A 7084-nucleotide genomic window follows, 5' to 3' on the forward strand; every position below is an offset into this window, starting at 1 on the left:
TCTTACACAATCGACAGGACAGGGTAGCGGCGCCATTCAGGCTCGCGCTGTCGCTGGCAGTTGTGGAAGATGAAGTGCAGCACTGCGTCCTTGTCCTTCACCAGCGCCGGGTTGGCGGCTTTCCATTTTTCGAACAGGGCTTTGGTTTCCGGCTCGGTGGCCAGGATGTCGGCCGCCAGGTCCTCGAACACGTAGTCGGAGATGTTCTCCTTGCGCTCCAGCACGGAGTTGAAGAAGCCCCAGCGGAAGAAGGAGTCGTGGGCCTGCGGCTCCAGGGTTTCAACGGCGTAGCGCGCGTTGTCCTGGTCCAGCGAGACGTACCAGTCGCCGGCGGCCAGCTCGAACGAGCCTGCGCGCTGCTCGACTTCCACTTCGTCGTGGAACATGTGGCCTTCGTAGGCGGTCGGGCGCGAGACCACGTTGGCGATGTGGTAGTACTGCGCCTGCACCGTGGTCGGCGCCTCGATGCGGGTCATCTGCACGCCGTTCCATTGCAGGCGCTCAATCACTTCGCGCCAGGCTTGAGGGATGACGTAGGCTTTCGGCGCCTTGATCACGGTGTCGGCCGGGAAGCTGTTATACCACTTGATGTCGCGCGCCCACGGCTTGCTGCGGTCGTAGGACAGGCGGATGTAGTCGCCCAGCCTGGACGGGCTGCGCTGCGCCTCGTAGCCTTTGAAATGGAAGGTGCCTGGATTCTCTTCATCCATGCGCCAGGTGACGGCCCATTCCTTCTGCTTGCGCTGGGTCGCCTTGGCGGCGGCGCGCAGGGCCTTGATTTGCTCGCCGTGCTTGACGGTGAAGTTACGCACGGTGTCCACCAGCGCGCGCATGGAGTCGTAGCGGTCGGCGTACGGCTTGAGCATGTGCGTCTCCGGCATGAAGCCGATGATGTTGTGCAGGGCGGTGAAACCGGTCGAGAAGCGCGCGGTTTCCAGGAAGTCGGCGATGCCGTCGTCCGGGGTTTCCACCACCGGGTTCACGTACGGGCAGGTCGGCCAGCCGGCGGCTTCCATGTCGGTGTAAATCTGCGGCAGCATGGTGTCGCGCAGGAAGGCGCCCAGCTCGCCACCCAGCTTGTCGCACTGGGTGTGGATCAGGGTCATGGTGTAGCTGTAGTCGGCGCCGTTGGAGGTGTGGGTATCCACCATCACGTCCGGGTCCCAGGCGGTGATCAGCTGGTTGAAGAACTGCGCGTTCAGCGTGTCGCATTTGACGAAGTCGCGGTTCAGGTCCAGGTGGCGGCTGTTGCCGCGGAAGCCGAACATCTCCGGGCCGTCCTGGTTGGCGCGCGAAGTGTTCTGGCGGTTCAGGCAGCCGTCCACGTTGTACACCGGGACGAACAGCAGCACGGTCTTGCCCAGGCTGGCCAGCAGCTCCGGCTGGAAGCAGAAGTCGCGCACCATGGCCATGCAGGCGTCGATGCCTTCCGGCTCGCCGGGGTGGATGCCGTTGTTGTTGAAGAAGACCGTGCGGCCTTCGCGCTTGATCTGTTCACGGTCGAAAACGCCGTCGGCGCTGACCACGCCCACATGCAGGGGGATGCCGCCGTCCGATACGGCTGCCTGTTCAAATTTCAGGATATTCGGGAAGCGGCGTGCCAGTTCTTCGTAGAAGGCGATGCACTCGGTCCAGAGGGTAGTCTGGTTTTTGTTGCCTTTTTCGTAAGGCGTGAGCATTTCTTGCATGGTCTGGATCTCAGGTTTCTGCATGTGGGGGGAGGTCAGCGATTTTACCACTTAGCCCTTGTGGCCATTAGCCTCCACCCACTTGGCGAATGCCTGCGCCCAGCCGGCCAGCACTTCCCTGGTCTTCTCGTTATTGACCTTGCCGTCTTCGCCGATCAGGGCGCTGCCGTTGCCGATGTAGACCTCCGGGCCAGGCATGACGGGCGCGTTCAGGGTCACCATGGTCTGGCGCACATTGTGGTTGCCGGCAAAGCCGCCCACCGCGCCGACCGAGGCCGAAATCACGCCGACCGGCTTGGCGGCCCAGATGCTCTTGCCCCAAGGGCGCGAGCCGACGTCGATCGCGTTCTTCAGCGCGCCCGGCATGGAGCGGTTGTACTCCGGCGTGGCAATGGCGATGCCGTCCACATTGCGCAGCTTGTCGCGGAAGGCGGTCCAGGCGGCAGGCGGGGTGCCGGCGTCGTCCAGATCCTGGTTGTAGAGCGGCAGGTCGCCAATGTCGACGAACTCGAACTGCAGTTCGGCCGGCGCCACTTCCACCAGCGCGTTGGCGAATTTACGGTTCAGCGAATCCTTGCGCAGGCTGCCGACGATGAGGGCGATTTTCTTGGTCATGTGAGGCTCCTTGTAAAACGGACAATGTACATCAAGCGGGGAAAATATGCGCGTCCTGGCGCAGCGCATCGAACAGGAACTGGCTGAGCGCCTTGATGCGCGCCACGTTGCGCAAGTCGCGGTGGCTCAACACCCAGAGCTGGGTGTGGAAGCGCGGGTCGGGCGGCGCCAGCTGCTCCAGCGTGCGTTCGCGCTCGGCCAGCAGGCAAAGCAGCGGCGCCACGCCCATGCCATGGCGCGCCGCATCGACCATGGTCAACAGGCTGTCGGCGCGCACCGCCACCTGCGCCGGCGGCACGCGCTCGGCCAGCCACTGCGCCGCCGCCAGGTGGGCCAGGCTTTCATCCGGCGCCACCCAGCGGTGCGCCGCCCAGTCATCGCGCGCGATGCCGGCACGGTCGGCGCGGCGCAGGTAGGCGCGCGAGGCGTAGAGCGCCGTCGCCACCGCGCCCACCTTGCGCCCGACCAGGTTGGCCGGCGGCGTGTTGGACGGGCGCAGCGCCATGTCGGCCTCGCGCTGGGTCAGGTTGAGGAAGCTGTTGTTGACCACCAGCTGCAGCTGCACCGCAGGATGCTGCTCCTGGAAGCGTTCCAGGTAGGGCATGAGCAGGCCGTGCGCCAGCGTGTCGGTGGTGGTCAGGCGGATCGGGCCGCGCAGCTCCTCATCCAGGCCGCCGACTTCGCGCTGGGCGCTGCCGATATCCGCCTCGATCGGGCCCAGGCGGCCGCGCAGGGTTTCGCCGGCGCCGGTCATCACATAGCCGGACTGCAGGCGCTCGAACAGGCGCACCCCGAGCGACTGCTCCAGGCTATCGAGCCGGCGCAGCACCGTCGAGTGGTTCACCCCCAGCTCGCGCGCCGCCGCCGAGATGGAGCCGCCGCGCGCCACGGCGGCGAAATAGCGCAAGTCTTCCCAGTCGAGCTTCTGCATATTTGCGTAACCGTTCCGCTGTTTTTGGGAATTTTAATGCGTTTTTGCACGGCATACACTGGCCGGCATCCACCCACCAAAGGAGAACGACATGCTGACCCTCTACACCGCCGACACCCCCAACGGCCAAAAGATCACCATCGCCCTGGAAGAACTGGGCCTGCCGCATACGCTGCACCATGTGAACCTGTCCGCCGGCGAGCAGCACCAGGCCCCGTTCAGCGAAATGAGCCCCAACCACAAGATCCCCCTGCTGGTGGACGACGCCACGCCGATTTTCGAATCCGGCGCCATCCTGATCCACCTGGCCGACAAAGCCGGCAAGCTGCTGCCGGCCAGCGGCGAAGCGCGCAGTGTCGCGCTGCAGTGGCTGTTCCTGCAGGTCGGCAGCATCGGCCCGATGCTCGGCCAGCTCTGGTACTTCCGCCACGCCTGCGACACGCAAAGCGTGGTCGCCCTCGAGCGCTACCACCGCGAAACGCTGCGCCTGCTGGGCGTATTCGAAGCACGCCTGCGCGACAAGCCCTACCTGGCCGGCGACGAATACACGATCGCCGACATCGCCAGCTTCCCCTGGATCCGCTCGCACCATGAACTGGGTGTCACGCTGAACGACTACCCGGCCGTCGCCGACTGGCTGGCCCGCATCGCAGCGCGGCCCGCCGTGCAGCGCGGCCTGGCCGCCGCCAAGCCATGATCGCCGCCTGGCTCTTGCTGCTGGCGGCGGCGCTGGTCGACATCGCCATGGCGGTCGCCCTCAAGCACGCGGAAGGGTGGACCCGCTTCTGGCCCAGCCTGGCCGGCCTGGTCTTTGCCAACGGCGCCATCGTCCTGTTGACCCTGGCGTTGCGCCAGCTGCCGGTCGGCACCGCCTTCGCCATCTTCACCGGCATCGGCGCCGCTGGCGCCGCCCTGGTCGGCATCGTGGTTTATGGCGAAAGCGCCACCCCGCTGCGCCTGCTGCTGATCGCCCTCATCATCGCCGGCATCGCCGGCCTCAAGCTCACGCACAGCTGAAAACAACAGAGCCCGTGTCCCACGCTGGGACACGGGCTCTGCCGTGTGATGCGGACGCTCGTGCCCGCTGGGGCACGAGCTGGGCTGTAGAGATTACTCGGCGCCCATTTCCTTCATCAGGTTATGCGCCTTGTCGATGTACTTCATGTTCCACAGCATGTAGCGCAGGTCGACCTGGATGTCGCGGGTCTTGGCTTTGTTGAAGTCCCAGTCGGAAATGATGGAGTCCAGCGTGCCGTCGAAGGCCAGGCCTACCAGCTCGGCTTTCGAGTTCAGCGCGGCGGAACCGGAGTTGCCGCCGGTGATGTCCAGGGTCGCCAGGAAGTTCACCGGTACCGACTTCAGCTTGGCATCGTAATACTTGCCATATTGTTTGCCGTTGATCGCGTCCAGCTGCGCTTGCGGGGCCTTGAATTCACCTTCGCCGGTGGCTTTGGCTTTCACGCCGGCCAGGGTGGTGAAGGCGGTCCAGCCGGTGGTGCCGTCGGCGCCTTCGGCGCGGCCGGCGACCTTGCCGAAGGTGACGCGCAGGGTGCCGTTGGCGTCAGGGTACACGGCCTGGCCTTTCGAGTTCATGAAGGCGATCTTGGCTTTCATGTAGCTCGAGTAGGCTTGCTGGATCTTGCCGGCCAGTTCTTCGTTTTCAGCTTCACGCTTCATGGCGTCGTCGTACAGGGCGACGGCGGCCTTGATGAAGCTGTCTTCGCTGGCCTTGAACTCGGCCACCGATTTGCCCAGCCACTCGGCGCGGAACTTGGCGTCTTCCAGCTGGGAGCCGGCGTACAGCTTGTCCAGTGCGGCGGACAGTTCGGCTTCGCTGGAACCTGGCTTGATGCCCAGCACGCTGTCGAACACGGCGTTGTGCTCGGCGGCCGGCTGCGCGGCGTAGTGCTTCAGGTTGTTCAGCACGATGGCTTTGTTGACCTTGGCCACGTAGGTCTTGTTCACGCCGTCGATCGACTGCTTGATGCGCTTGGCGTCGCGTTCCTGGTAGCCGGCTTTGCGTTCGGCGTTCGGCTTCTGGTTTTCATTGGCCAGGCGGTACATGATGCGCGCCACGTTCAGCAGGGTCGGCGAGGAGCGGTCCAGGTGGAAGTCGCGCTTGTTCTCGGCGTCGCGCTGGGCGATCAGCTTTTCCACGGCTTCCAGGTCGGCGCCGAAGGCGGCCTTGCGCTTGGCATCGCTGTTGACCCATGCTTTCAGGGCGGCATGCTCTTTGGACTTGCGGTCCAGCATGTCGCTGCCTTCGTAGCTGTTCAGCATGCCCTTGCGGTTCTTGTAGTAGTTGTTGATGCTGGCGACCTGGCCGGCTACCTTCAGGGCCGCGTCGCGGTCGCCCTTGGTTTCGCGGTCGATGATGGCCAGGGTCTCGTTCGAGTTCTGGATGAAGGCTGGGTATTCGAAGCCGAAGGTGTTCGATACTTCGGACGGCAGGCGGTGGCGGTTGGTGCGGCCAGGGTAGCCCAGCACCATCACGAAGTCGCCTTCCTTCACGCCTTCCTTGGCCAGCTTCAGGTAGGACTTGGATTCGTACGGAACGTTGTCCTTGTGGTAGTCGGCGGCTTTGCCGTCCTTGCTCACGTAGGCGCGGTAGAAACCGTAGTCGCCGGTGTGGCGTGGCCACATCCAGTTGTCGGTGTCGCCGCCGAATTTGCCGACGCCGTCAGCCGGGGCGTGCACCAGGCGCACGTCGCGGATTTCCAGCTGTTTGATCTGGTAGAACTCCAGGCCGCCGTAGAACGACGACACGGTGCAGCGGTGGCCTTCATCTTTTTCGCACTCGGCGACCAGGGCCTTCTGGTTTTTCTCGATCGCGTCCACGCGCGCTTTGCCCTGCAGCTTGGCCACGTCAGCGGTGATGATCTTGTCGGTGACGTTCAGCACTTCCTTGGTCACGAACACGCGGCTGCCCGGTGCGGCTGGCAGTTCCTCGGCCAGGGTGTGCGCCACGAAGCCGTTGGCCAGCAGGTCGCGCTCCTTGGTGGAGTTGACGGCGATGCTGTTGTAGACGCAGTGGTGGTTGGTCACGACCAGGCCTTGCGGCGACACGAAGGACGCGGAGCAGCCGCCCAGGCTGACGATAGCGTTCATCGGGAAGGAGGTCAGCTGGGTCAGGGAAGCTGGATCCAGCTTCAGGCCGGCGGCTTTCAGTTGCTTGGCTACTTGTGGCAGCTGTTGCGGCATCCACATGCCTTCGTCTGCGAAGGCGGCGGAGGTGGTGCTCAGGACGGCGAGCGCGAGGAGTGATTTTTTCATGTGTCTTGTATGGGTTGAAGTGGTGGCCCGCCGGGCTGGGCCGGCAGGCGACCTAGAGTATCGGCATGCCGGCGGCTGCCGTCAACTCTAAAAATGTGGTGCAAAACTGAAGAATATTTGGCAACAAGAATGTGACCGCTGGTTGTTGCGGTGCAGCATGGGGCGTGTTCTCAGCGCAAATGGAGGTAGAGCTCGGTTGCCAGGGTGGATAGCCAGGAGGTCAGGATCAGGATGGTGAGGCGGTCGAATTTGCGCTCGTTGCGGGCAACCAGGGCATCGTGGCGGGTGCGGGCCTCGGCGTGCAGCAGGTCGGACCGCACTTGCTCAGCAGCAATTGCGGCGCGTTGCTCTGCGGCGTTTTTATCCCACCGCTCGAGGATGGCGGCGATTTGCGCCCGTTGTTCGGCCGCTATTTCATCCTGCCGTGCCCGCTCGGCATCCATGCGGCGCAGGATTTCGCGAAATTGCTCGCGGGTGAGCTCCTTGTGCTCGTCCAGCGCTTTTTGCACGCTGCTGATGCGGTCGTGGTCCATCGGTCCCTGTGCCATGGCTGCCTCCCTGAGGTTTGGTGAGGCTT

At 64.2% G+C, this 7084-nt stretch carries 7 protein-coding genes; 2 read left to right on the forward strand and 5 right to left on the reverse strand.

From position 1 onward, the window contains the following. Positions 1-2 precede the first annotated feature (2 nt). Genes ACE3TQ_RS11535 through ACE3TQ_RS11545 form a run of 3 tightly spaced genes read right to left on the reverse strand, consistent with a single transcriptional unit; the run spans position 3 to position 3234 of the window. On the reverse strand, positions 3-1679 hold the full coding sequence (locus ACE3TQ_RS11535; protein ID WP_374582326.1) for a M14 family zinc carboxypeptidase: 1677 nt from the start codon (positions 1677-1679) through the stop codon (positions 3-5). 60 nt (positions 1680-1739) lie between these two features. Further along, on the reverse strand, positions 1740-2303 hold the full coding sequence (locus ACE3TQ_RS11540) for an NADPH-dependent FMN reductase (protein ID WP_374582315.1): 564 nt from the start codon (positions 2301-2303) through the stop codon (positions 1740-1742). A 31-nt stretch (positions 2304-2334) separates the two neighbouring features. Then, the gene (locus ACE3TQ_RS11545) at positions 2335-3234 is read right to left on the reverse strand and encodes a LysR family transcriptional regulator (protein ID WP_374582317.1); all 900 of its coding nucleotides are present in this window, start codon (positions 3232-3234) and stop codon (positions 2335-2337) included. Between the two features lie 91 nt (positions 3235-3325). On the opposite strand from ACE3TQ_RS11545, the gene ACE3TQ_RS11550 reads away from it, so the two are divergent. Together ACE3TQ_RS11550 and ACE3TQ_RS11555 are read left to right on the forward strand one after the other, a co-directional pair. Further along, positions 3326-3931, forward strand: coding sequence for a glutathione S-transferase family protein (locus tag ACE3TQ_RS11550; RefSeq protein ID WP_374582319.1), 606 nt, complete (start codon positions 3326-3328; stop codon positions 3929-3931). Further along, positions 3928-4251: a multidrug efflux SMR transporter gene (locus tag ACE3TQ_RS11555; RefSeq protein WP_374582320.1), complete on the forward strand. Its 324-nt coding sequence runs from the start codon at positions 3928-3930 to the stop codon at positions 4249-4251. The genes ACE3TQ_RS11550 and ACE3TQ_RS11555 overlap by 4 nt, the downstream gene beginning before the upstream one ends. 93 nt (positions 4252-4344) lie before the next feature. Here the strand turns inward: ACE3TQ_RS11555 and ACE3TQ_RS11560 are convergent, their stop codons facing one another. Then, positions 4345-6507: a S46 family peptidase gene (locus ACE3TQ_RS11560; RefSeq protein ID WP_374582321.1), complete on the reverse strand. Its 2163-nt coding sequence runs from the start codon at positions 6505-6507 to the stop codon at positions 4345-4347. 170 nt (positions 6508-6677) lie between these two features. Then, a partial coding sequence (locus tag ACE3TQ_RS11565; protein ID WP_374582322.1) for a hypothetical protein occupies positions 6678-7084 on the reverse strand: 407 nt, incomplete at its 5' end.

Origin of the sequence: Pseudoduganella sp., assembly GCF_041914865.1 — a bacterium.
In the GTDB taxonomy this organism is placed as follows: domain Bacteria; phylum Pseudomonadota; class Gammaproteobacteria; order Burkholderiales; family Burkholderiaceae_D; genus Rugamonas.

Coding starts and splice junctions, on each gene's coding strand:
- ACE3TQ_RS11545 (WP_374582317.1), bottom strand. CDS start 3,234: ATGCAGAAGCTCGACTGGGAAGACTTGCGCTATTTCGCCGCCGTGGCG.
- ACE3TQ_RS11535 (WP_374582326.1), bottom strand. CDS start 1,679: ATGCTCACGCCTTACGAAAAAGGCAACAAAAACCAGACTACCCTCTGG.
- ACE3TQ_RS11550 (WP_374582319.1), top strand. CDS start 3,326: ATGCTGACCCTCTACACCGCCGACACCCCCAACGGCCAAAAGATCACC.
- ACE3TQ_RS11540 (WP_374582315.1), bottom strand. CDS start 2,303: ATGACCAAGAAAATCGCCCTCATCGTCGGCAGCCTGCGCAAGGATTCG.
- ACE3TQ_RS11555 (WP_374582320.1), top strand. CDS start 3,928: ATGATCGCCGCCTGGCTCTTGCTGCTGGCGGCGGCGCTGGTCGACATC.
- ACE3TQ_RS11560 (WP_374582321.1), bottom strand. CDS start 6,507: ATGAAAAAATCACTCCTCGCGCTCGCCGTCCTGAGCACCACCTCCGCC.